This is a genomic window from Arenibacter aquaticus (assembly GCF_003957295.1).
Lineage (GTDB): Bacteria > Bacteroidota > Bacteroidia > Flavobacteriales > Flavobacteriaceae > Arenibacter > Arenibacter aquaticus.
Map to the genome: position 1 here is coordinate 298851 of NZ_RQPJ01000001.1, position 22403 is coordinate 321253.

General features: G+C 40.3%; 20 protein-coding genes. 8 read left to right on the top strand and 12 right to left on the bottom strand.

Features of this window, described 5'->3' with window-relative positions:
• The first annotated feature begins 185 nt into the window (after window positions 1–185).
• From EHW67_RS01140 to EHW67_RS01155, 4 genes are all read left to right on the top strand, one after another.
• The gene (locus tag EHW67_RS01140) at window positions 186–1109 is read left to right on the top strand and encodes a dihydrodipicolinate synthase family protein (protein ID WP_126160503.1); all 924 of its coding nucleotides are present in this window, start codon (window positions 186–188) and stop codon (window positions 1107–1109) included.
• 57 nt (window positions 1110–1166) lie between these two features.
• The gene (locus EHW67_RS01145; RefSeq protein ID WP_126160504.1) at window positions 1167–2342 is read left to right on the top strand and encodes an AGE family epimerase/isomerase; all 1176 of its coding nucleotides are present in this window, start codon (window positions 1167–1169) and stop codon (window positions 2340–2342) included.
• A gap of 27 nt (window positions 2343–2369) precedes the next feature.
• Window positions 2370–3500 carry a sialidase family protein gene (locus tag EHW67_RS01150; RefSeq protein ID WP_126160505.1) on the top strand — a complete coding sequence of 377 codons (1131 nt, stop codon included), beginning with the start codon at window positions 2370–2372 and terminating at the stop codon, window positions 3498–3500.
• 143 nt (window positions 3501–3643) lie between these two features.
• The gene (locus EHW67_RS01155) at window positions 3644–4519 is read left to right on the top strand and encodes a phytanoyl-CoA dioxygenase family protein (RefSeq protein ID WP_126160506.1); all 876 of its coding nucleotides are present in this window, start codon (window positions 3644–3646) and stop codon (window positions 4517–4519) included.
• 11 nt (window positions 4520–4530) lie between these two features.
• On the opposite strand, the gene EHW67_RS01160 is transcribed toward EHW67_RS01155, so the two are convergent.
• On the bottom strand, window positions 4531–5256 hold the full coding sequence (locus tag EHW67_RS01160; protein WP_126160507.1) for a FadR/GntR family transcriptional regulator: 726 nt from the start codon (window positions 5254–5256) through the stop codon (window positions 4531–4533).
• A 263-nt stretch (window positions 5257–5519) separates the two neighbouring features.
• Here EHW67_RS01160 and EHW67_RS01165 point away from each other — a divergent pair, with 263 nt between their 5' ends.
• Both EHW67_RS01165 and EHW67_RS01170 read left to right on the top strand, forming a co-directional pair.
• Complete coding sequence (locus EHW67_RS01165) at window positions 5520–6305, top strand: creatininase family protein (protein ID WP_126160508.1); 786 nt, start codon at window positions 5520–5522, stop codon at window positions 6303–6305.
• Window positions 6306–6425: 120 nt separating this feature from the next.
• Complete coding sequence (locus EHW67_RS01170; protein WP_126160509.1) at window positions 6426–9047, top strand: sodium:solute symporter family transporter; 2622 nt, start codon at window positions 6426–6428, stop codon at window positions 9045–9047.
• Window positions 9048–9108: 61 nt separating this feature from the next.
• Here EHW67_RS01170 and EHW67_RS01175 read toward each other — a convergent pair whose 3' ends face one another.
• Both EHW67_RS01175 and EHW67_RS01180 read right to left on the bottom strand, forming a co-directional pair.
• On the bottom strand, window positions 9109–10017 hold the full coding sequence (locus EHW67_RS01175; protein WP_126160510.1) for a lysophospholipid acyltransferase family protein: 909 nt from the start codon (window positions 10015–10017) through the stop codon (window positions 9109–9111).
• A gap of 62 nt (window positions 10018–10079) precedes the next feature.
• Window positions 10080–10610: a lipid-binding SYLF domain-containing protein gene (locus tag EHW67_RS01180; RefSeq protein WP_126160511.1), complete on the bottom strand. Its 531-nt coding sequence runs from the start codon at window positions 10608–10610 to the stop codon at window positions 10080–10082.
• Between the two features lie 397 nt (window positions 10611–11007).
• On the opposite strand from EHW67_RS01180, the gene EHW67_RS01185 reads away from it, so the two are divergent.
• Window positions 11008–11451 (top strand): hypothetical protein, encoded by a 444-nt coding sequence (locus tag EHW67_RS01185; protein ID WP_126160512.1) that lies wholly within the window; start codon window positions 11008–11010, stop codon window positions 11449–11451.
• Window positions 11452–12491: 1040 nt separating this feature from the next.
• Here the strand turns inward: EHW67_RS01185 and EHW67_RS01190 are convergent.
• The 6 genes from EHW67_RS01190 to EHW67_RS01215 form a co-directional block, all read right to left on the bottom strand.
• Window positions 12492–13337 carry a phosphatase PAP2 family protein gene (locus tag EHW67_RS01190; protein WP_126160513.1) on the bottom strand — a complete coding sequence of 282 codons (846 nt, stop codon included), beginning with the start codon at window positions 13335–13337 and terminating at the stop codon, window positions 12492–12494.
• A 162-nt stretch (window positions 13338–13499) separates the two neighbouring features.
• A complete protein-coding gene (locus tag EHW67_RS01195) occupies window positions 13500–14576 on the bottom strand; it encodes an amidohydrolase family protein (RefSeq protein ID WP_126160514.1) in 1077 nt (358 codons plus the stop codon).
• A gap of 139 nt (window positions 14577–14715) precedes the next feature.
• Window positions 14716–15735, bottom strand: coding sequence for a hypothetical protein (locus EHW67_RS01200; RefSeq protein ID WP_126160515.1), 1020 nt, complete (start codon window positions 15733–15735; stop codon window positions 14716–14718).
• Entirely contained in the window at window positions 15713–17143 is a 1431-nt protein-coding gene (locus EHW67_RS20435; RefSeq protein WP_202911889.1) for an AAA family ATPase, read from the bottom strand. Before EHW67_RS20435 ends, EHW67_RS01200 begins: the two co-directional genes overlap by 23 nt.
• Before the next feature lie 129 nt (window positions 17144–17272).
• Complete coding sequence (locus EHW67_RS01210; RefSeq protein ID WP_126160516.1) at window positions 17273–17797, bottom strand: hypothetical protein; 525 nt, start codon at window positions 17795–17797, stop codon at window positions 17273–17275.
• Entirely contained in the window at window positions 17790–18404 is a 615-nt protein-coding gene (locus EHW67_RS01215) for a CDP-alcohol phosphatidyltransferase family protein (protein WP_126160517.1), read from the bottom strand. The genes EHW67_RS01210 and EHW67_RS01215 overlap by 8 nt, the downstream gene beginning before the upstream one ends.
• A gap of 435 nt (window positions 18405–18839) precedes the next feature.
• On the opposite strand from EHW67_RS01215, the gene EHW67_RS01220 reads away from it, so the two are divergent.
• Complete coding sequence (locus tag EHW67_RS01220) at window positions 18840–19484, top strand: dienelactone hydrolase family protein (protein WP_126160518.1); 645 nt, start codon at window positions 18840–18842, stop codon at window positions 19482–19484.
• Window positions 19485–20293: 809 nt separating this feature from the next.
• Here EHW67_RS01220 and EHW67_RS20285 read toward each other — a convergent pair.
• From EHW67_RS20285 to EHW67_RS01230, 3 genes are all read right to left on the bottom strand, one after another.
• Window positions 20294–20452 carry a hypothetical protein gene (locus tag EHW67_RS20285; RefSeq protein ID WP_158285047.1) on the bottom strand — a complete coding sequence of 53 codons (159 nt, stop codon included), beginning with the start codon at window positions 20450–20452 and terminating at the stop codon, window positions 20294–20296.
• Window positions 20453–20456: 4 nt separating this feature from the next.
• Window positions 20457–21521: an AI-2E family transporter gene (locus EHW67_RS01225; protein ID WP_126160519.1), complete on the bottom strand. Its 1065-nt coding sequence runs from the start codon at window positions 21519–21521 to the stop codon at window positions 20457–20459.
• An 87-nt stretch (window positions 21522–21608) separates the two neighbouring features.
• Window positions 21609–22301: an RNA polymerase sigma factor gene (locus EHW67_RS01230; protein WP_126160520.1), complete on the bottom strand. Its 693-nt coding sequence runs from the start codon at window positions 22299–22301 to the stop codon at window positions 21609–21611.
• Window positions 22302–22403: the final 102 nt, after the last annotated feature.

Consider the following 22403-nt stretch of genomic DNA (forward strand, 5'->3'; position numbering starts at 1 on the left):
GTGTTTGATTAAAAAAAGGGTTCCAGTTACACCGGAACCCTTTTTAAAACTACACAAAACTAAGGACCTAACGCTAAATTAACACCAAAACATCCTTAAAATAGGATTTGACAACAATAGAGAGCAATTAACCCGCTCTATCAATACAAATTTGTATTTTGTAATACATAATAAAAATCAACTATATGAACGGACTTATTGCCGCCACCTATGCCCCTATGCACAAGGATACCTCCTTAAATTTGGATGTGATTCCCAATTACGGCCGCTTTTTAAAAAACAATAAAGTAAACGGGGCCTTTGTAAACGGTTCTACCGGTGACTTTGCCTCCTTGACACTGCAAGAAAGAAAAGAACTCATAACCGCCTGGTCACAAAACAAACCCAAGAATTTTTTCCTGGTAGACCACGTAGGCCATTCCAGTTTAAAAATAGCCATGGAACTGGCCAAAAACTCCAGTGACAAGGCAGATGCCATTGCAGCCCTGGCCCCTTACTATTTTAGACTGGGCAACATAAATAAATTAGTGGAATACTGCAAGGAAATAGCCGCCTGCGCACCCAATACCCCCTTTTACTACTATCATATTCCCGTTCTTACAGGGGCAAATTTTTCCATGCAGCAGTTCCTAGAATTGGCAACTCCCCAAATTCCAAATTTGGCGGGCATCAAATTCACCAATAATGATCTAATTGATTACAAATACTGTAAAGACTTTGATAATGGCTCACAAAATATCCTGTTCGGATTTGATGAAATTTTTCTCTCCAGCCTTCCTTTCGGTGCAAATGGATGGGTAGGAAGCACTTACAACCATTTAGCTCCCTTATATCACGGTATTTTGGAAGCCTTTAACAACAATGACCATGTATTGGCCGCCCAACTTCAGGAAAAATCCATGAAGTTTGTTGACATTCTCAATGCCAAAGGAGGCTTTAACGGTGCTGCAAAATCCTTTATGCAAATATTGGGCATAGATTGCGGACCAAGTAGGTTTCCCCACACAAGCCTTAACAACATTGAATTGGAAGAGGCCAAAAAGGAATTGACCACACTTGGTATCATGGGCTTCGCAAGTAAGCTCCCTGCAAGCCACATCACAAAATAATAATACCCATCTCGCAAATCCATTAGTTAAATTGAACAAAAATAAAAACTACTCTAAATGAAACCCCAAAGTGCGTTGTACAAAGACTCCTTATTGAACAATGTGATTCCCTTTTGGGAAAAACACTCCCTAGATATAGAAAACGGCGGTTATTTCACCTGTTTGGACAGCAAAGGAAAGGTTTATGACACAGATAAGTTTATGTGGCTACAAGGAAGGCAGGCTTGGATGTTTGCCAGCCTGTACAACCAAGTGGAGCAGAAGGAAAAATGGTTGCAAATTGCAAAAAGCGGGGTAGACTTTATAAGGGACAAAGGGATGGATGCCCATGGCAATGTATATTTCTCCTTAACAGCAGACGGTAAACCATTGGTACAGCCCTATAATATTTTCTCTGATTGCTTTGCCGCTATGGCATTTGGACAATACGCCTTGGCAGCCAATGATATAAAATACAAAGACTTAGCCAAGAAAACATACCTCAATATCTTAAAGAGAAGGGACAACCCGAAAGGCTTGTATGAAAAAACCACCTCCCAAAGACCCTTAAAAAGTTTTGCCCTTCCTATGATTCTTTCCAATTTGGTATTGGAGCTGGAAGACATTTTAAAGCCTGAAGAAGTGGAACAAACCATCGATTTTTCGATAAAAGAGGTGATGGAGGTGTTTTTGGACAAAAAATCAGGGATAATATATGAGTTTGTTAAACCAGATGGCAGTTTAGAGGACAGTTTTAATGGCCGCTTGTTAAACCCTGGCCATGGTATAGAGGCTATGTGGTTTATGATCGATATCGCGCTAAGAAGAAAAGACAAGGAGTTGATACATAAAGCTGTGAAGACCATTATCAATATTCTGGATTACAGCTGGGACCATGAATTTGGAGGTATCCTCTATTTTATGGATTCCAAGGGACAGCCGCCCCAACAGCTGGAATGGGACCAGAAGCTGTGGTGGGTACATTTGGAAACATTGGTGGCCTTGGCAAAGGCCTACGAACAGATACAGGACCCAGAAATTGCCCAGTGGTACACCAAGGTCCACGATTATAGTTGGAGACATTTCGCCGACCCGGAAAACGGTGAGTGGTACGGGTATTTAAATAGAAGAGGCGAGGTGCTACTGGACCTAAAAGGAGGAAAATGGAAGGGGTGCTTCCACGTTCCTAGGGCCATGTTACAATGCTGGAGAGCCTTTGAAAAAATGGAAAACAACAATATCATAAATACTTAATTTTACAGATACCTAATAATGCTAAAGATGAAACATATTTTTATAACACTGTTATTTGCGGCCTTAAGCTGCACAGCACAACATGAAAAATTTAAGTTTGCGGATGGGGTTATTGCCCATCAGGACCTGTTCAATACTTCAATGAATCCGGATGTGTCCTGTTATCGTATCCCTGCTTTGGCTACCGCTCCCAATGGCGATCTAATTGCCGCCATTGACGAACGGGTTCCTTCCTGCGGCGATTTAAAATGGAGCAAGGACATCAACATAGTTATAAGACGTAGCAGCAATAACGGTAAAACCTGGTCCGAAATAGAAAAAATTGTAGACTTCCCATTAGGGCAATCCGCTTCTGACCCCTCTATGATCGTAGACAAGTTAAGCAATGAAATTTTCCTTTTCTATAACTATATGGATCTAGACAAGGAAAAAGATGTTTACTATTTACATATGACAAAAAGTGCTGACAATGGTAAAACCTGGAGCGAGCCAGTGGACATCACCCCGCAAATAACCAAGGAGGAATGGCACAAGGATTTTAAGTTTATAACCTCTGGCCGTGGCATTCAGACACAAAATGGCACTCTACTACACTGCATGGTAAATCTGAATAACGGCTTACATGTATTTGGCAGTAAGGACCATGGAAAAACTTGGTTCTTTATAGATACGCCTGTAAGTCCCGCCGACGAATCCAAAATAGTAGAACTGGCCAATGGGGATTGGATGATCAATGCCAGGGCCAACAAAACAGGAATGCGATATATACACCTATCCAAGGATGAGGGAAAGACCTGGGAAACAAATGCCGCACCCAATTTAATAGATCCGGGATGCAACGCCAGCATTATCCGATACACCTCTATTGAGGATGGTTATAAGAAAAACAGATTGCTGTTCTCCAATGCCAAAAGTGAAAAAGGACGTGTTAACATGACGGTTAGAATTAGTTATGATGAAGGCAAAACCTGGTCCGAAGGCAAAACCATCTACAAAGGAGAATCGGCCTATTCTTCCATGACCATCATGGAAAACGGGGATATCGGACTGTTTTTTGAACAGGATGATTACCAAAAAAACCCATTTGTAAGCTTTTCCTTAAAATGGCTGACCGATGGCAAGGACAAATACAAAAAACCTGGAAAAAAGAAAAAATAAGGGTATACCAACAGAGGGAAATTCTTCCCCGGTTTTTAGCCTTTGGACAAATCGCCCAATTAGATTTAAAAAAAATAGATACATTTATGGGAAGAAAAATAGCTAGCGCCCAAGAATAGGCGTAGCCCAAAAACCAGCATCTTATGTCCACCATAAAAGATTTGGCCAATTATGACCATCCGGTTTCCAAAATGTTCCCCGTACCCGCAACCCGAGATGAATGGGAGCAATACAGACTAACGGAAGATCAATTGGCCCATTATCGCGAGTTTGGATATGTATCGGGAATAAAGATGTTGGAGGAATGGCAGGTAGACTTATTAAATCGGGAATTGGAGGAAATAATGGATCCCAAACATCCTGCTCATCAATTGTTCTATGAATTCCACAGTAATGAATCCCAAGACCCCAATTCGGTCTTGTTCCACTCCTTAGGACATTGGCGCATAAGTCCGGGCTTCCATGATATTTTGTGGAATCCGGCATTTACCATGGCCGCCTATCAATTGTTGGAAAACCAACCCGTAAGATTCTGGCACGACCAATTGTTCTGCAAACCTGCCCTTCATGGTGGAGTGGTAGCCTGGCATCAGGATTACTCCTATTGGACCCGGACCATTGCCATGCAACACCTTACTTGTTGGACAGCCTTGGACGAGGCAACAACCGAAAATGGATGCCTACACTATATCCCCAAAAGTCATAAGTGGGGCCTGTTGGATGCTCCCTCATTGGCCGGGAATATGGAGGGCCTTATGCCATATCTCAACACAGAACAAAAGAAGGGGTTTAAGCCCGTCCCCATTGACTTAAAAAAAGGATATGCCACCTTTCACCACCCCTTAATGGTTCATGGTTCTTATGAAAATAAATCCAATAAAAGCAGAAGGGCCTTTGTTCTCAACGTATTTGCAGATGGCACCATCAGCAATACGGACGAGGAGCTACTGGCCGGTGTCCCTAAAATCCCAAAAGGCGAAAAAATGCAAGGAAAATTCTTCCCTCTACTATATAAATAGGTTGATTAACCCTATTTCTTGGGACTGTTAAAAACATGGTCAAAATGTGGTTCCAAATGACGGCGCATAGCATTCCTATAGGTCTCTGGAGTACCTACCTTTAAATTATCCATAAGCATTCTATGGGTCACAAACTGCCCAGAGGAATATTGATATTCGGTATTGTTCCTCCTAGCTTCCTGCAGGTATTCATACTCAAAAACAGGCAACAATAGTCGCTGAAATCGCTGAACGGTGGGGTTATTGGACATCTGATACAATTTTCCATGAAATGCAATTTCCCTATCCAGGGAAAAGCGATTCTTTTCATAACTGTTTTCTTCTTCCAAGCTTACAATTTCCTCCAATTCATCCAAATCCTTTTGTGTTTTATGTTCAAAAAGAAAATCGGCAATCCCCATTTCCAAAATGAGTCGGAGTTCAAATAAATTCCTTATAATATCATCTCCCAAAAGTGTGGGGTCCAGAATACGTTCAAAATTCTTTATTATATCCGGTTGGGTCAAAATCATACCCCTGTGTTTCTTGGAATCCACAATCCCCAAAGTCCGCAACCGTAACATGGCTTCCCTAACCACCGTTCTACTCACACCAAATGCTTCGGAAAATTCCAATTCTTTGGGAATGGCATCACCAGGTTGTAAATTATTTTCTTTTAAAAACTTTAGGATTCGTATTTCGGCCTTATCAACCAATGATAAGTTTTCCAATGGTTCCAACTTATTCAATTTACTCATGTGTCATTAAGGTTATAGTTACTGTGCCAACCAACACTATTCTTTTCTTAGGCTACTCAATTTTGTGTAATTTAAGACAATATTACAATTAATTTATGTTTAACACCTAAACTTGTTTTATGTGTTACATATATTGCCGATCTGAACAGCTAGCCTGATGCACCAACAGTTTAAATACCAATTATGGTCAACACTAACTATTTTTTTCACTGGGACTAGCATTTCGGGTCGTAAATGATCAACCCTTTTAAAAACACCACAAAATGAGCAAACAAACTACATTAGGTCCAAGGCCATATGTTTTGGGCGAAACCAACTGGAAGACGGTACGGGAACAAACGTACACTGTGGCCATCTTGCCCTGGGGAGCAACAGAGGCCCATAACTATCACCTACCCTACGGTACCGATAACATATTGGCAGAAAATGCTGCCATTGCATCTGCAGAAAAGGCATGGAACAAAGGAGCCAAGGTTATTGTACTGCCCAATATTCCCTTTGGCGTAAATACAGGGCAGATGGATGTTGAACTATGCATAAACATGAATCCCAGTACACAACTGGCCCTATTAAAAGATATAGTTCAGGTACTGGACACCCATAATATCCACAAATTGGTTATTGTAAACGGACACGGTGGCAATAATTTTAAACCCATTATCCGGGAACTTAGTATCATATATCCCAAGGTTTTTGCGTGTGCCTTAAACTGGTGGCAAGCATCTAGACCTAAGGATTTCTTTGAGGAACCCGGAGACCATGCAGGTGAATTGGAAACTGCCGTTACAATGTACTTAACACCCACTTTAGTATTGCCTTTGGAACTGGCCGGCGATGGCAATGCCCTAAATTATAAAATTAAAGGTTTACGGGAGGGGTGGGTTACCGCCCAGCGCAAATGGACGGCCGTAACACAGGATACAGGGGTTGGAAATCCTAAAAAGGCCACAGCCAAAAATGGGAAAGACTTTTTTATATCGGCCACAGATGCCATTGCCGAATTTATGATGGAAATGCACGCTGTAAACATAGAAGACATGTACGAATAACGACATGTACACCTTGTATATCAGCAAACAACTATGTTAAAAAAGTAAGACATCAATCAATATGTATTACATAATACATAAAATTAAGTATCTTGCGATACGATAATTAATTTCCATCCAATGAGTGCATCCAAGAGCATTATAATCTTAGTCTTAACCTTACTTTCCAGTTTACCGGCTCTGGCCAAAGACAGTTTAAACCTCACTACCTCACAGCTACCGGATCTTCCCGCACCAACAGCTAATACAAAATCCATTGGTTTTGCCGGAATGTTTGGAGGCATGGAAGACGGGGCGCTCATTGCTGCCGGTGGCGCCAATTTTCCAGAGGCCCTACCTTGGAAAGGAGGACAAAAAACTTGGAGCGATCAAATATATTATCTTAGGGATAATCTGTGGCATATATCCTCTACAACCTTACCTCGGCCCTTGGCTTATGGCGCATCGGTAACAACTCCTGATGGCATAGTATGCATTGGAGGAAACAACGCCCAGCGTAGCAGCAAGGATGTATTCTTGTTGGATTTCGACCCTGTCACAACTAATATTCGCATTGTAGATTACCCAGCCCTCCCCCACCCCTTATCCCATACCACTGCCGTTCTACATGAAGACCATATATACGTTGTAGGTGGAATATCCCAAGGAAATAGCACCAATTATTTTTTTAGATTGGACCTCAAAACAAAATCTGCCTGGGAACGCCTCCCTGACTTTCCCGGCTCCCCAAGGGCCTTGCATACGGCTGTTATCCAAGAAGCTTCGGAGGCCAAAAAAATATTTGTTATTGGCGGCAGAAATGAAAAGCCGGGAAAAGTTTCTGAAACCCCTACCAATTACCTGTCGTATAATCTAAAAACCAACAGCTGGACATTGGAAGATGACATTCGCATAGGTCAGGACACCATAGTACTAATGGGCGCATCTGCTCAGGCAAAAGGGTCCATGCATATCTTGGTCTACGGTGGCTCCAATGAAAAACCATTTACACAACTTGAGGAATATGGTCTTAGCATAGAAAAGGAAAAGAACGACTCCATAAAAAAGAAGTTGATCTTGGAGCGTAATAAACTTTTGGACGAACATCCCGGTTTTAGCAAGAATATTATTGCCTACAATACCATCACTAAGCAATGGTTTACACACCAAGCCCTTGATCAGCCTATCCCCGTTACCGCCCTTTCTCTTCATGATGAAGAGGATTTTATAATTGTTTCTGGAGAGGTTTCTCCGGGCATCCGCACACCTGGCATCCTTAAATTTCGCAATGTGGAGGCCGCCCATCCCTTTGGCTTAATAAATTATGGTGTATTGGCAGCCTACTTAGCCGTTTCTGTGCTTATTGGCCTATACTTTTCAAGGAAACAACGTTCCACAGAGGATTACTTTACAGGGGGGGGACGCATCCCTTGGTGGGCTTCTGGTTTAAGTGTATTTGGAACACTCTTAAGTGCCATTACATTTATGGCCATTCCAGCCAAGGCCTTTATTACAGACTGGTCTTATTTTATGTTAAACATGACCGCCATACTAATAACCCCGGTTATCGCCTATTTGTTTATCCCCTATTTTGCCAGGCTAAACATCACTACAGCCTATGAATTTCTGGAGAACAGGTTTAATTACGCGGCAAGGGCACTGGGCAGTTTATCCTTTATACTTTTCCAATTGGGAAGGATAGGGATAGTATTGTTATTGCCATCGCTGGCTATTTCCATAGTTACGGCAATCCCCGTGGAAGCCTGTATTCTTATAATGGGCGTATTATGCATTATTTACACCGCATTTGGCGGAATTGAGGCAGTGGTTTGGACCGATGTATTGCAGGTTGTAGTACTAATGGGAGGCAGTATATTGGCCGTGTTTTGGATTCTCTTCCACACGGAATCATCCTTTGGCGAAATGATAACTCACGCTTCGGACATGAATAAGTTTAACATCATGAATACGGATTTCAATTTTACCGATTCTACCTTTTGGGTGGTCTTTATTGGTGGTTTGGCATCTGCTTTAGTGACCCAAGGTACAGATCAGACCATTGTACAGCGTTATTTAACCAGTAGAAATGTAAAGGATTCCCAGAAAACAGTTTTCACCAATGCCTTTTTAACCCTGCCGGCAACCATAATATTTTTCGGAATTGGCACACTTCTTTTTATGTTTTATACCGAGATGCCAGGTAGACTATCCCCCGCTATAAGCAATAACGATTCCATCTTTCCTTGGTACATAGTAAAAGAACTTCCTACAGGTATATCCGGCCTTTTGATAGCAGGTATATTTTCTGCTGCCATGTCCAGTATTAGTAGTAGTTTAAATTCTGTTTCAACGGCATTCTGTAGTGATTTTTACAAACATTTTAGTCCTGGTATATCAGATTTAAGGCTACTCCGTATTGCAAGGCTGGCCACGATAGTCACGGGAATCGTGGGTGTTTTGTTTGCACTATGGATGGCGAACTCCAATATTAAATCCCTTTGGGATGAATTTTATAGATATTTAGGCTTGTTCACCGGAGGTTTGGGCGGCATGTTCCTTTTGGGAATGCTTACCAAAAGAGCTAATGCGGCGGGTACTTTGACCGGTTTTGTTGCAAGTGGTTTTTTAATCTATTACATCAGTAACTACACGGAGATAAACTTTTTAATGTATGCCTTTTTTGGATTGGTATCCTGCTACCTTTTAGGGTATTTATTTAGCTTTGTGTTTGGGTCACAACGACCAATAGCCACAAAGAACTAAAACCGACTTTTATATTTAAATACCCTATTCTGCTTAGATCTTGTGGTCACTGCCCGTGGTTTTATTTGGAAAGCAGTTGTAGTTCACTCGTTCTGCTGAAATCCTCCTTTTTTAATTTCCACCGTCTGTGGCTCCATAACCACAATTCCGGTGCATAATGAATGGCCTGCTCCAAGAGTTTGGCATATTTTTCCAAAATCCCATAATTGTTCCTGCTATTTATATGGTCGTCTATTATGTAAAACTCCAATTCGTAATAACCTCTTCGCAACTTTCTAAAAAAAGGGAACAACACCACCTGATCTGTTTTCTTGGCAATCTTATCGGCTCCAATAAAAAAGGCAGTATCCTGATTGAGAAAATGGCACCAATACTTGCTGCTGATTTTGGTCGGACTCTGATCTCCGATCATGCAATTCAGAGTAAGTACCTTATTTCGATGATTTTCAATTATAGTCCTATACCCTTTGTCCGACTCCACACAATTCACACCAAAACGTTCCCTCATTATTCTGAACAACCCATCAAAGTAATTATTTTTGATAGGTTTATAAAATGTATTGGAGCTATAGGGAAACATCAAAGGTAAAAACACCAACCATTCCCAATTACCTTGATGGGCGGTGTACAGAAGAATACTACGTTGTTCTTCAACATATTTCTGGATCAACTCAGGATTCTTAATCCGTAATCGCTTTTTTATAGTCTTCTCCCGTATCGTTAATCGCTTAAAGGATTCTAGCACTATATCGCACAAATGTCTGTAAAAATCCTTGGCAATTTGCTCTATTTCAGATTCGCTCTTTACAGGAAAAGCGTTACGTAGGTTGGTGTATACTACTTTTCTACGATACCCTATTACATAATACAACAGTACGTACAAAACATCCGACATCCAATACAACAACCACATTGGAAGTACGGAAACCAAGTAAAATGGTATAAATTTAACTCTAGATAGATACTTCATTATATATCCACATAAGTTCCTTAAATAAAGACCCCGCGCACAAACACATTATGGTCTCTCCATTAAAAAGCCCTAAAACTAAATTTCTGGCCTCCCACTGATGCATCTGCCATAAGACCCGCCTTGGGCAAAACAAAAACGGCCACGCCATCCTTGTATTTTGCATTAAGGGCGATCCCGGATTTGAGGGCTACGGCAGACACCTCTGCCGCAAAGCTAAAATTGCCCTCTTTAAATTCGTTCAGTGCCTTATCATCCTCAAAAAATATCACTTCAATTATTGCCTGACCCCCGGCCTGTAAGCCTATATTCAATTTTTTAAGTCCCGCAACCCCTATAAGCGTGCCATCTTCATATACGGCACCGTTCCCCGAGGCTCCTCCTACTACAAATCCTCCCTTGCCCACATTGGGAAAAATGACATAACCCGCCGACTCATCAAACAACTTCTGTAGACCGGAATGGGCCATTATCAAAGTTTTCTTTGCCTCTGTTGCATCATTCACAATCTTTTTGTCCTTTTTGGTCTGCGAAGTGGCTACATCCGTAACCAATAATGCAAAAACTATGGTAATTAATTTTATTATTTTCATTTTAATATGATTTAGTACTATTTGTACCTCAAAATTATAAATACTTACACATCAGTAGAAAGTTTGCAGTAGCAAGAATTTGCAAACACCTTAACAGACATCTAAGTTAATCATTTACAATGAATTACATATCTACAACATCTATAACAACCTGACTCCCCAATAAATTTTCATTATTAGGAAAAGACAAATAAATTACGGCCCAAAGTGACCCACATCATTTACAATGCTGTTCCGTTTATGTAATTTTATTGTCATTGATATCCTGACCCACCCGCTTACCTTGCAGTAGCCTCCCTGCACTGGTTTAAACATAATACGGAAGCTTTTTAGAGGATATGTCCAGCTACAGATTAAAATGACCTAAATATCATATAGAATTTAAAAATAAAACATCATGAACACCCAAAACAAAAAAAGCCACTATATGAAATGGCTAGACCCTGGACAAATGCACAGGGCCAGCGTACAGTGGATGTCCGAATTAAAATTTACCCGTGACGAACAGTTATTCTTGAACGACCTAGTAAAAGAGTACACCCTACCCCTTACGGACTCGGAAATTTTTGGTGAGAGCCAAGATATTATAGGAGCTATCCTGAGCGCTGAAAAAGAGGTAGTTCTGTTACTTAAAAAGGTACAGGCCCATGAAAATAAACTGCAGGTTATGTTGGACAATGTGGACCAACTGCAACAGGAGAAAGCTTATATAGCATCCCATTGGAAAATACAGTCAGAAATAAACGATTACCTAACCGGGTATAGAACGGTAAAAGCCAAACTTTTTAAACTGGTTTCCATGGTGATGAAAAAGGATAAAAATAAATACTTACTTCATTAAGCTGCCACATCCAGTCTTTAGCTATTTCCAAGGTACAGAAATAAGTATGGCCACATCCCAGTACCCCCTTTACCCCAATTGCATTCCTTTCTTTTTTATAACAGGGGTTGCAGCCACCTTTTTGGGCCTCAAAAGTATATTTCATAATACCTGCCCCTAATCTTTTCCCTTCTTTTAGAACTGTTCCTTACATTGTTCCCACTCCCTTACATATGCCCTTATCCTAGCTTCCCAATTACCTCTAACACAGTATTCAAAATGGACAAACTAAAAATTAACAAAGTTTGGGTCTGAATTGTAATTTAATTAAGAGTTTTTGGAACAGGCTTTGTGTGTAAAATAACCACTAAAGATCTTTCTGATCCTTAGACAAGTTGAAATAAATTAATACTATGGAAATTATAACCCAAATTGAAAAGCTCATAGATAACAACCCTTATATATCTATCGTATTTTGTCTGCTTATTGCCTTGGTACTAATTACCTACAAAGTAGTTAAGGGAGGAAAAGCATAACATAAGTCTTCATACTGTTAACCCAGACCTCGAATTATTGGTCCCGGCAGCATATCCTAACCCCTGCCCACACCTCTGTTCTTCTTCCCCATTAAGCGGTTTAGGTTTTAGCCCCGCAATTAATTCGGGAGAAGATACTTTGTGGACACATCATGGATTCAATCATTGCGGGGTTTTAACAATTTTTATGATGGTTTTCAATAATATTTAAGAAAGAAAAAAAGCAACCTTTAGCCCTTACCATATCTATGATGTACGAACGTAATTAATACTTAAAACTTTAAATAAATACAATTTATGGACCTATTATCCTCAATTTTGCAACTTATAGAGCGTAATCCTTTTATATCCATCACATTATGTCTTTTAATAGCATTGGGTCTGATCACCTATGAAATAGTTAGAAAAAAATCCTTTAAATAAAAGGTTCAGTGTAATTCTCCGCTAGGGTGAAGAATTAAGCTATTAGCCTTTAATTCATAAGTTTTAAACAAAGTATTCGTAGTAGCGTTATAATGAAATCTACTAAAAGGTACCTTTTAGCCCTATGGTTCCCACCCCCATTTGCAGTTTCCAACTAATTTGGTCTTTAGAATTGCTTGGATACCTTTCCTTATCCAGGTATTTATCAATAGAATCTACCACTACCATACTTACAGCCACACTCAGGGCCACATCGGTTAGCCAGTGTGCCCCCGACCATAACCTGCTTACGGGAGAAACGAGTCCCAAAGCATAAAATCCGCCTTTGGCCCAGGGATTTTTAAACTGCTTGCCTATGGCATAGAAGGTTGTAAAGGCCAAAATAGTATGTCCCGATGGAAAACTGTGATACGCAGCCTCACTACTAAAAGGTTTAAATTTTGCTTTTCCTACATTGGCGATAGGCCTGGCGCGACCTACAAATGTTTTGCTCACCGTTTGTAACATCCCAACAGTTGAAGCGGCAGAAATAAGGAGCACCCCCGTTTTTCGCCATTTTTCATTCTTGGTAAGTAGCCCCACCAAATACACCCCCCCGTTGATGGAGTAGTTATAAAGCGGTTTCCCCAGGTAATAGCCCGTTTCTTTAAGCACTCCCGGAATGTGCTCTTCCTGGCCCTGAAACCAATTAGAGCTTTCTTCATCAAAACTATAAAGGGCAGCGGTGCCTAAAACTATGCCCGCTGCTGTTACAAGGTCCTTTTTTTTCCAGTGAAAAGGCCTGGAGTAAGCATGTTTTAACCCTCCAAATGCACTTAATCCGTCATAGCCCAGCATCTGCCATGTACTCAGTGTATCCTTTGTTGAAGCCTGTGCCTTTAAATGGCTCAAGCCCAAAGAAAAAAATAGAAAAACTATTACAATGGTACACCTTAAATTTAAATTCATGGAAATCAAATATTGTTCGGTCCAAAATTAACCAACTCAATTCAACTTATAAAGGCACTTCCGAATAAAGATCCTAATATCCCTGCCAATCCTGATCACATGTCCGAAAAACTGTATAACACCCTAATTATAGTATCGGAAACACCAAAGGAACTTAACATTTTAATTGGAGAACATATTCAACCATTTTTTGGCATTTCCATAATAAATCTTGTCTACCACTGATTTGGGTAATTTTAGTCCCCGGAACTCCTGGTTTACCCTATCGCTGTTCATGAGGTCATCGGTCACAAAAAATTGCCAGTCCAATAACCAGGTATCGTGCATATCCTTCTTTAAATGTGTAGTCTCAGCTTTCCCATTGTCCGATAGGTCTGTAGCATAGAGAATACGGTCTTGGTATTTTATAAAGAAATCCCTAACCTTATCCCTGTCCTCTATGGTCTGTGAAAATACCTGTCCTATACGCGCTGCAAGATCTACCGCCATATTTGGAAATTTATCCAATCGTTTTGCCAATTCGTCCACACTCCACTCCAAACTACCCATATGGGCTCCTATAAATATTAAATTCGGGTTCCTTTCCAGCATTCTATCCCTTGCCGCGATCTGATCCTCATAGGATGGCAATTCCGGGTGTTTGTACATGTGATATTGGGGATGCTCCTCAAAATAAACCCTGTCATTATTTACCGACATTTCCTCCAAAGGCAGCCAACAATTTTTTGGTTCCCCAAGATGTCCTACTACGGGAATCTTCCTTTTGGTCAAGAATTTAAAGATAGTATCCAGTTTTGGGTCATCAACCATTACCAATTGTCCGGTAGAATCTCTAAAGACCATCCCCACATTTTTCCAAATTTTAACTGCTATAGCTCCCTCGTTAATATTCTTATCCAACCAAGACAAGGTGTTGTTTAACCAATTGGGGTGGTCCCACTCCTCAATGGAAAATGTTGTAGCAAATTCATAATCGTCTGGATGCCTTGTTTTTTGTTCCAGTCGGTACCTATACTCCTCTTCCAAAAATTCCTTCCCCTTGGAAAGGTCCACCACAATATTCAACAATTTAAAATTATCATTTTGCGCCTGTTGTACAAAGGCATCCCTATTGGTGGACACATGAATATGTGTATCAATTTTGGGAACCTTATCGTAATCCCCTTTTTCGTAGAACACTTCCTCATCTCCGCAAGAAAGCAAGAGTATAACACCCAAACAACTTACAAGTTTTTCCATGGCTTTTATTTAGTGGTTATCCCTAACAATTTATAATATTAATTGGAGCAAAGGTAAATTTGTAACCAATTTTTGCATTTTCCATACCCTAAATCCATATAAGTTACAAGCCGTCTATTCCTTACTAAAGACAGTTTTCTTATACATCCATTCCCAATCCGTTTAAATAAAATTCCATTAGCTCTACATACTTCACTACCTCCTCCAGAGCTTTTGTTTTGTCCTCCTTCCCAACAGCACTTCTAGCCCTAAGACTATTGACCTTTGCCCGTACATTTGCCCTGTAGCCCTTAAAATAGTCAAATAGCATTTTTTCCCTTTCGTTTCGTATAATTGGAAACAGGCTGTTATACTGCGTTATGAAGCTCTTGGAAAGATCACTTCTATCCAGGGCGTCCAGATCCATACACAAAAATGCCACCTCGTTCAGTAGATCAATATGTCTGTAGTCATCATTAAATTCAATACAATCAAAAGGTTGCGGCTCAGGGAGTAGAAATATATTACGACAGTGCAGGTCCCCGTGGCAATCTCTATAAAACCCTGATTGCAACCTTGCTTCCATTAGGGGCTTATAACTTTTTAAAAAAGCATTGGACAGTTTTATGGCCCAATCAATTACCTCTCCCATTTTATCATCGATATTTTGGGAAAGAAATTCCTTTTCCGCTTCCAAGTCGTTGAATTTATTGGCAACATCCAATACATTTTTGTCCTTTATAATAACAGCTCCCTTATGGAAGTCTACTATGATACCTGCAAGCTTCTGCATATCGGCTACTCTCACCTTATTTCCCAAAACCAGAATATCCATTTGTTTTTGCGGGTCCATCTTTATCATTTTTACCGCATAGTCTATTACCTTCCCCTCACTGCTTCCCAATGCATAAGTACCCTTATACTCCCTAATAGGCAGCACCCCCAAATATATCCCGTTAGAGAAGCGCTTGTTCAATTCAATCTCCCGCAGACAAAAATGCTTTCGCTTGGAAAGGGTAGAAAAATCCAAAAATGAATATTTAATAGGTTTCTTTATCTTATATACAAATTGGTCTCCCAATATGACCCATGAAATATGGGTTTCAAGCAGTTTCCGCTCCAAGCTATCGTCTGGAAAACCTCCTTGCACAATAAGTTTAGAAATCTGTTCCTTTGTCATCCTTAATATAATTTATAGCGCCTTCTAGCATGGAGTCTATGTTATGGTTGGTAGATTGTAAGAGCAAACACGGATGAAGGACATCTTCCCACTGTTCCTTAATTAGTAGATATACTCTAATATCTGCCTCACTAAAAGGCCTTGTTTTCTTTAACCTTTCCCTTGTTACCATTTCATCTGCCCACACTTGAATAAAAAAAAGTTTTGCCCCTGCTGCCAAGTTTCTGAATTCATCCCTAGTTTCTTTTTTATGGAAGGTGGCGTCCAACACCAGGTCCTTTCTCTGGGTAATGGATTCTTGCATTCTGGTCCGCATAGCCTTATATACCCTCTCTTTTTCGAAGGTGGAATAGGTTCGCTTTGCAAACATTAGCTTACGAAGTTGATCACTACTGCAATAATCGGCCCCTAGGGATTTTGCCAACCTTTCAGCAAAGTAGCTTTTACCAGAACCGGGCAGGCCCATAACCATTACTATATTGGCCTTATTATCCAATTTATAATACTTTAGTATGCGTAGCGCCCTTAACGTATTCCATCTACTGGGCTCTCTTGCCCTTTCCATTTCAAAATGGGTCTGGCCAGGATGCTTGGCCTGCAGATTCCACCTACCATCCTTTTTCCGCTTTTGCAACAGCAGTTTTATAGCCGGCTGCATTCTAGGATCCCATTCTGACCTGGAATATTGGAAAAAATCCAAGGCACTCAATACATCATAGTGCCATCTTCTTGGGTATGAAAATCTACAGAAATTTAAATCAATGATCTCCCCTGATCTATCGGAAATGAACAACTGATGCGTTAGTACAAATTCCTTTGCTGAGGCTATGGATTTTTTTACCTCATCCAACCGATAGGTGTAGCCATTCCTGACATATTCCGTCATGCCTTCCAAGACTGACAAGGTACTGTGCAGGGAACTGTGCACGGCCCCGGACCGATTGGACCTGCAGTTAAAACCGCCATCGCCCATCCATTCATTCAAAAGTGCATCTATTACCGAATCCAATTTGGAGCCATTTGCCTTAAAATAACTGGCATAATTTAAAAACATCCCGTTCACACAAACATCGCTTTTTTTGGAAATGGGGTAAATACCCCCGTCTGCCGCCTTGCACTCCCTTAAGACTTTGGCTATGGTTTCCTGTATTGACTTGGTGTTTGTTGCGATGCCCAGATTGCGAAGGTCTAACAGGGTATAATGTGTAGACGTCCACTTGGGCCTGTAAAAACCTTGTCCCCAGTGACCGTCCGCATTGCGTTTTGCCAAAAATTGCGCCCCCCAACCTTCATGGACTATGCGTTGTTGTAGCCCTTTGTTTTCTATTCCCAGTAAATCCCTATACACCTGATATTGAATAGATACATCTCCTTTTAACAACCATTGTATAATTCCAACGTAGTCCATTTTTTTAATTGAATATGGTTTAAGCTTACCACTTTATTTCCCTCCTTAATTTATCCATGGTAAGCAACCTGATTCTGATAGTACATGGGAGGTTAAGACCCAAATAGTCATATACTAACCCATTAGACCCTATTTATACAATTTACTAATCTTGGAATTAATAGACGGTATTCCCTCTTTTTGCAGTAGGGGTATAAGATCATCAAGTTCTTTTTTAAGGTATTTATGCAGTCTGGAAATGTCATACAAAGCCTGCAATGCATTTACCCTTACAACTTTACTGTCCTGTGGATTCATAACCCATGACTTTAATATGCCCCAAACCCTTTCAAGTTCTTTCCCGGCAAGCGATAATCTGCTGATCAAGGTGGCCAGATGCCATTTAAACTCCTTATTCTTGGCAGATATTAAAAATTGCATCAATTCGTTGGCATGCCCATACAAATATTCTGGGTGGCCAATAGTAATTTTCTCTATGGCATCAACGGCTCTCATTACAATTAAGCGGTTGTCCCAATGCAAGAGCGAAAAGAGTAGATCAAAATCCGCTTGGCATCTTATCTGCGGTATTAGATCTGCTACGGAACCCACAGATCTTAAATCACCTCCTTTTAAGTATTTTAGAATTTCTTCCAAAGCTGTATGGTCAGCCATTTTCTTCTATGGTTTCAGTATTGTTGTTTTTCACCCTCCGCTCATCCTTGAGAGCCCAGTAAATACCCTTTACATCCTCTACCCAGACATCATACATAAAGATCAGTGTAATTTCCTCTACCGTTTCCAGAACGCCTATAATAACCATTGCAATAAACAACCAATTTACTGGATCAAAGAACAAGGACCATAAAATAAACATTGCCTGTATAACAGCGGAAGACTTTGCCATATAGGTATGGAATGCTGTTGCCTTGCCATATTTTTTTAGGGCTATCAACATTTGCACAATGTACGGGGCAAAGGCAATAAGTATTAAGAACAGGTTTTCCCTTATAAAATCATTGGTAAACACCCACAGCCCAATAAGGCCTAGGGCAAAGGTTAGTTGGTCTCCAAACGAATCCAACTGTGACCCTCTGGCACTGGTAATTTTTAGTTTTCTGGCAAGGAAGCCGTCAATAGCGTCTGTACTATAACTTAGGAGTAAAAACCAAGCAAACCACTGCTGTTCCCCTAACCATAGGAACAACAGTAATAGCGGTACTGCCAGTATCCGGTAGAACGAGAACCAATCGGCGATGTTATAGCTCTTAAACGCAAACATGGTAGTTGGGGTCACTTAGCATTAATGCAAAAAGCGACCCACCTAAATATAATACATCAGCTTTAACCCGGAAATGACAAAAGTCATACCCAAATAGGAAGAAAACTGACCCTTGTCATTTTCAAAAACCAAGACATGACTTATATTTATTAACAACCCTAAAAGGGTTAAAACAACGCCTCTCCCTGCTGTCCCGGACAAATACGGATTAGCGTAAAATCCCGCACTGTAAGTGCATTGGGGAAGGTGTTTCTATTTCTACAACACAGCTATTTAGGACATTATTAGTTTTAAAATTATTTGTATAACCAAAAATTGACAGAAGATAAAACAAAGCAAACCACCCTAGATAGTTAATTGCAGTACTATGGCCAACTTGGATAAGCCATTGTTCCATTTGTATAATGACATAGCATTAATCCTAATACTATTACAATGAGCAGATCCAACTACACCCCTATAGAGATTAACCTTAACGGACTTAACCTTAAAGGTAATTTAGCGTTGACGGAAAATGCAATTGGTATGGTCATTTTTTCCCATGGAAGCGGGAGTAGCCGCTTAAGTCCAAGAAACAACTTTGTAGCTGGGATTCTTCAGGAAAAAAAACTATCAACCCTCCTGTTCGATCTATTGACCGAAGAGGAAGATATGAGCTACCAAAATCGCTTTAACATAGATATGATCACCCTACGCCTTATAGACGTAACCCATTGGGTACAGCAACAGAAGGAACTAGCAGGTTTACCCTTGGGATATTTTGGCGCTAGCACTGGAGCGGCCTCTGCCTTGCGAGCTGCTGCCTTTTATGGTCAAGATATTAAGGCGGTAGTATCAAGAGGGGGACGGCCAGATCTTATCCTAAGTGAACTGCATAAGGTAATTTCCCCAACCCTACTCATTGTTGGCGGTAGGGACCATGCGGTTGTGGAAATGAACGAAGAAGCCTATCAACATTTAAACTGTACAAAAAAACTGGAAATTGTGGCGAAGTCCACCCATTTATTTGAGGAACCGGGAAAATTGGAAGAGGTGGCACGTTTATCTTCCAATTGGTTCACCAGGCATTTCAAAACATAAGAAGATTTTTCCAATGAACATCATTTCGGCCTACCCCAATAGCCCCCCCTTGAACTCGAAATTCAATTGACCCTTCCAAATGCGGGAATTATGATAAGTATATAGGCTATGGTGCCTAAAATGTAAAAAAAACATGCAAACTGATCTAGGTCATTTCGAACGCCAAAGTAAGCCCGTATATTAGCGGTATTAACAACAACATAGTTCTTTGAATTTAGCAAAATAGATCAGGTTTTAATAAAAACAAGGATCTTTAAAAGTAAGAAGTGGTTACGGATACCCTTTTATACCATTTGAATTCTGAAAGGATTTAGCAATAAGTTCTGGAAAGGGTCAGTGTAAGTGGCAATTGGGTCAAAATAACAACTTCTAGGAAACCAGGACATTTCGGTGTCCCGGTTTCTTTTTTAAAACTTGACATGAATACGTTTCTAAGCAGTAATGCCTTAGAAGCCATATATAGGTAAATGGGGATGCTCTATACACTGTTAAAGCCTATGAAGAATATACCATGGTAAATTTTTCTAGTTGGTTTATGACAGACCATAGATTCTCATAATACCTAACTCAAAGGACTGGAGCATCCAAGTGCCCCAGTCCTTTTTATAATATTTGGTAATTGGCTGCAAACCCCACAAAATGTTAACGGCCGCAAGGTTCCAGTTGTTTTGTCCCATATCGTCCCCTATATCATTTTAGACATTAAATGACTCAAGGATAGATCGGATTAAAAATGTTTTGGAATCTTCCAAGGAAACAGGAGACCTAATCGGTCTCCTGTTTTCATTTATATAGGATTTACCCAACAACTACAACAGGGCCAAATGGAAGATGGTTACCACGCCTGGTATAGCCGTACAACTTTTCACCATTAACACCATGGGCTTGCTGGCAGTAATTCCCATTGATACCAATAATATTCTTGTAGCTGTGTACACAAAGCGCTTCATGGGTATTCTTATGCCCATACCGTTAGGGCTTTCTTTCTTGAAAGAAAAAATTAAAGATCCGATACTTCTCCTGATCAAACTTTTGCAAAAAAACGTCTTTATTCCGAGCAAGTCCATCCTCCATAAGATAACTGAAGGGTTCCGTAATCTCAAAACTCCTGAACACCTCTTTGGAAATAGCCAAAATGGGCAACACCAGTATCATACCCGCAATACCCCACATTATACCTCCAATAAAAAGTCCCAGTATAATGAACAACGGATTAATTCTGATACTCTGACCCATGATATTTGGGGAAATTAAATTACCCTCAATCTGTTGCACTAGGATATAGAGTCCAACCACGGCAAAAGGCTGCCACAAGGTCTCGGACACCATTAGCATATAAAAGAATGGCAATAGTCCGCCTATAGAGGTCCCCACATAGGGGACGATCTCAAAAAATCCGGCTAAAAACCCCCAAAAAAATGGATAGGGAACCCCAATTAGCCACAATCCGGAACCAATTAGCAAGCCAAGGACTATAATTACCAAGCCCTGTCCAATCATATACCGCTTGGTCAAGTTTTGTAATTTACCCAACAGCTGCTCTAAGGCTTCCCTATTTTGCTCCTGAACCTGAACCAATATAAAATTCTTTATTGAACTTCGGTACAACAATAAGAAATAGGTAATTAAGGCTATTAATACCATATTGACCAATACGTTAGTGGTAGATTGCAGGCTATCGCCCACCAGATCCATAGATATATCAGATGCTGCCAGCACCCGCTCAGAAACCCAAGTGGAAGTGGCCTCTGCATCCAAATTAAATTTTTGATCGGTCCAATCCGTTATAGACTCCACTACCTTATTTAACCTTTCCCTAAAAGATGGCAGGCCACTAAACAATATCCTAGTTTGGTTAAAAAAGAAAAAAAGTAATAAAAACAAGGGGGTTACGGCCAAAATATAGGCCGTAAATATGGCCAATATCCTATTGCCTACTATCCGTTCAAAAAAGGCGGCAATAGGCTTTAACATCAGGGCAAAAAAAAACTGAATACCAGTGGAATTATAATCACCTTGGCTAAAATAAGTATCCATATTAGCGCAGTAAAAGTGAAAACAAAATAAAAAACATTTGCTAGGTTGATCGTATACTTGACCATAGGTGGTTTTGGTATTATTAATTTATAATAGTCTAAATCTCTCCTTTACCTTAAACAGTACTTTCTGGATTATTGCCTCTGGGACCTCCATTATTTCAGAAATCTCGGTGGTGTCCTGATCGCCAAAGACCATCAACTCTATAACGGTTTTACTTTTTGGGGGTACGCTATAGTACAATTGCCCCAACAACCGTCTTTTTTCCTCAGAAATTAGAACGTCTTCGTGAAGATCTAGCTGTCCTATCAATTTTTGCTCCAGAGCCTTATCCAATAATATAGGCGTAGTCCAGCCTCTTTTCTGACTGTATGATATATCATCCAGCTCCTCTTTCAAAATCAAATCCCCTTCCGCATCAGTAGTCAACTCTTCGTCCAAGGCCCTTAATTCTTCTTTTAAAAGAGAATGGGTATTTACGTCATCCGGAACTTCCATTCTTCTTTTTTCGAGAATTTTCCCAATCGCTTTTTTAAAAAGCGCCCTTCTAAGTTTACTTTCCTCCTCTTCTTCGGAATAAGCTTCAAAGGTTTCCAAGAATATCTCATCCAACAATTCTTCAGGATCATAAAACCCCCTATCAAGCAGGGCCTGACATTCAGCGGCCTTAAGACTTCCTATCAAAAATTGTTTCACCTCGGGAATAAAGTCCGAAAGCCTTTTGTAAAACGCTCCAAAATTATTTTCCTCCTTATGCTTCTGTAGTGATTTGGCCGTCATCTGTTTCCTGTTTAAAGGTTAAAACAACCCGTTCATACCCCTTTTAAAATCCACTGCCAATAAAGCTAAAATGAAATTATGGAAATACATATGACATGTGTC

Coding starts and splice junctions, on each gene's coding strand:
- EHW67_RS01160 (WP_126160507.1), bottom strand. CDS start 5,256: ATGAGTAAATTGAATAAGTTGGAACCATTGGAAAACTTATCATTGGTT.
- EHW67_RS01200 (WP_126160515.1), bottom strand. CDS start 15,735: ATGACAAAGGAACAGATTTCTAAACTTATTGTGCAAGGAGGTTTTCCA.
- EHW67_RS01155 (WP_126160506.1), top strand. CDS start 3,644: ATGTCCACCATAAAAGATTTGGCCAATTATGACCATCCGGTTTCCAAA.
- EHW67_RS01180 (WP_126160511.1), bottom strand. CDS start 10,610: ATGAAAATAATAAAATTAATTACCATAGTTTTTGCATTATTGGTTACG.
- EHW67_RS01190 (WP_126160513.1), bottom strand. CDS start 13,337: ATGAATTTAAATTTAAGGTGTACCATTGTAATAGTTTTTCTATTTTTT.
- EHW67_RS01215 (WP_126160517.1), bottom strand. CDS start 18,404: ATGTTTGCGTTTAAGAGCTATAACATCGCCGATTGGTTCTCGTTCTAC.
- EHW67_RS01165 (WP_126160508.1), top strand. CDS start 5,520: ATGAGCAAACAAACTACATTAGGTCCAAGGCCATATGTTTTGGGCGAA.
- EHW67_RS01145 (WP_126160504.1), top strand. CDS start 1,167: ATGAAACCCCAAAGTGCGTTGTACAAAGACTCCTTATTGAACAATGTG.
- EHW67_RS01170 (WP_126160509.1), top strand. CDS start 6,426: ATGAGTGCATCCAAGAGCATTATAATCTTAGTCTTAACCTTACTTTCC.
- EHW67_RS01230 (WP_126160520.1), bottom strand. CDS start 22,301: ATGACGGCCAAATCACTACAGAAGCATAAGGAGGAAAATAATTTTGGA.
- EHW67_RS01175 (WP_126160510.1), bottom strand. CDS start 10,017: ATGAAGTATCTATCTAGAGTTAAATTTATACCATTTTACTTGGTTTCC.
- EHW67_RS20435 (WP_202911889.1), bottom strand. CDS start 17,143: ATGGACTACGTTGGAATTATACAATGGTTGTTAAAAGGAGATGTATCT.
- EHW67_RS01150 (WP_126160505.1), top strand. CDS start 2,370: ATGAAACATATTTTTATAACACTGTTATTTGCGGCCTTAAGCTGCACA.
- EHW67_RS01140 (WP_126160503.1), top strand. CDS start 186: ATGAACGGACTTATTGCCGCCACCTATGCCCCTATGCACAAGGATACC.
- EHW67_RS01185 (WP_126160512.1), top strand. CDS start 11,008: ATGAACACCCAAAACAAAAAAAGCCACTATATGAAATGGCTAGACCCT.
- EHW67_RS01220 (WP_126160518.1), top strand. CDS start 18,840: ATGAGCAGATCCAACTACACCCCTATAGAGATTAACCTTAACGGACTT.
- EHW67_RS01210 (WP_126160516.1), bottom strand. CDS start 17,797: ATGGCTGACCATACAGCTTTGGAAGAAATTCTAAAATACTTAAAAGGA.
- EHW67_RS01195 (WP_126160514.1), bottom strand. CDS start 14,576: ATGGAAAAACTTGTAAGTTGTTTGGGTGTTATACTCTTGCTTTCTTGC.
- EHW67_RS20285 (WP_158285047.1), bottom strand. CDS start 20,452: ATGGGCATAAGAATACCCATGAAGCGCTTTGTGTACACAGCTACAAGA.
- EHW67_RS01225 (WP_126160519.1), bottom strand. CDS start 21,521: ATGGATACTTATTTTAGCCAAGGTGATTATAATTCCACTGGTATTCAG.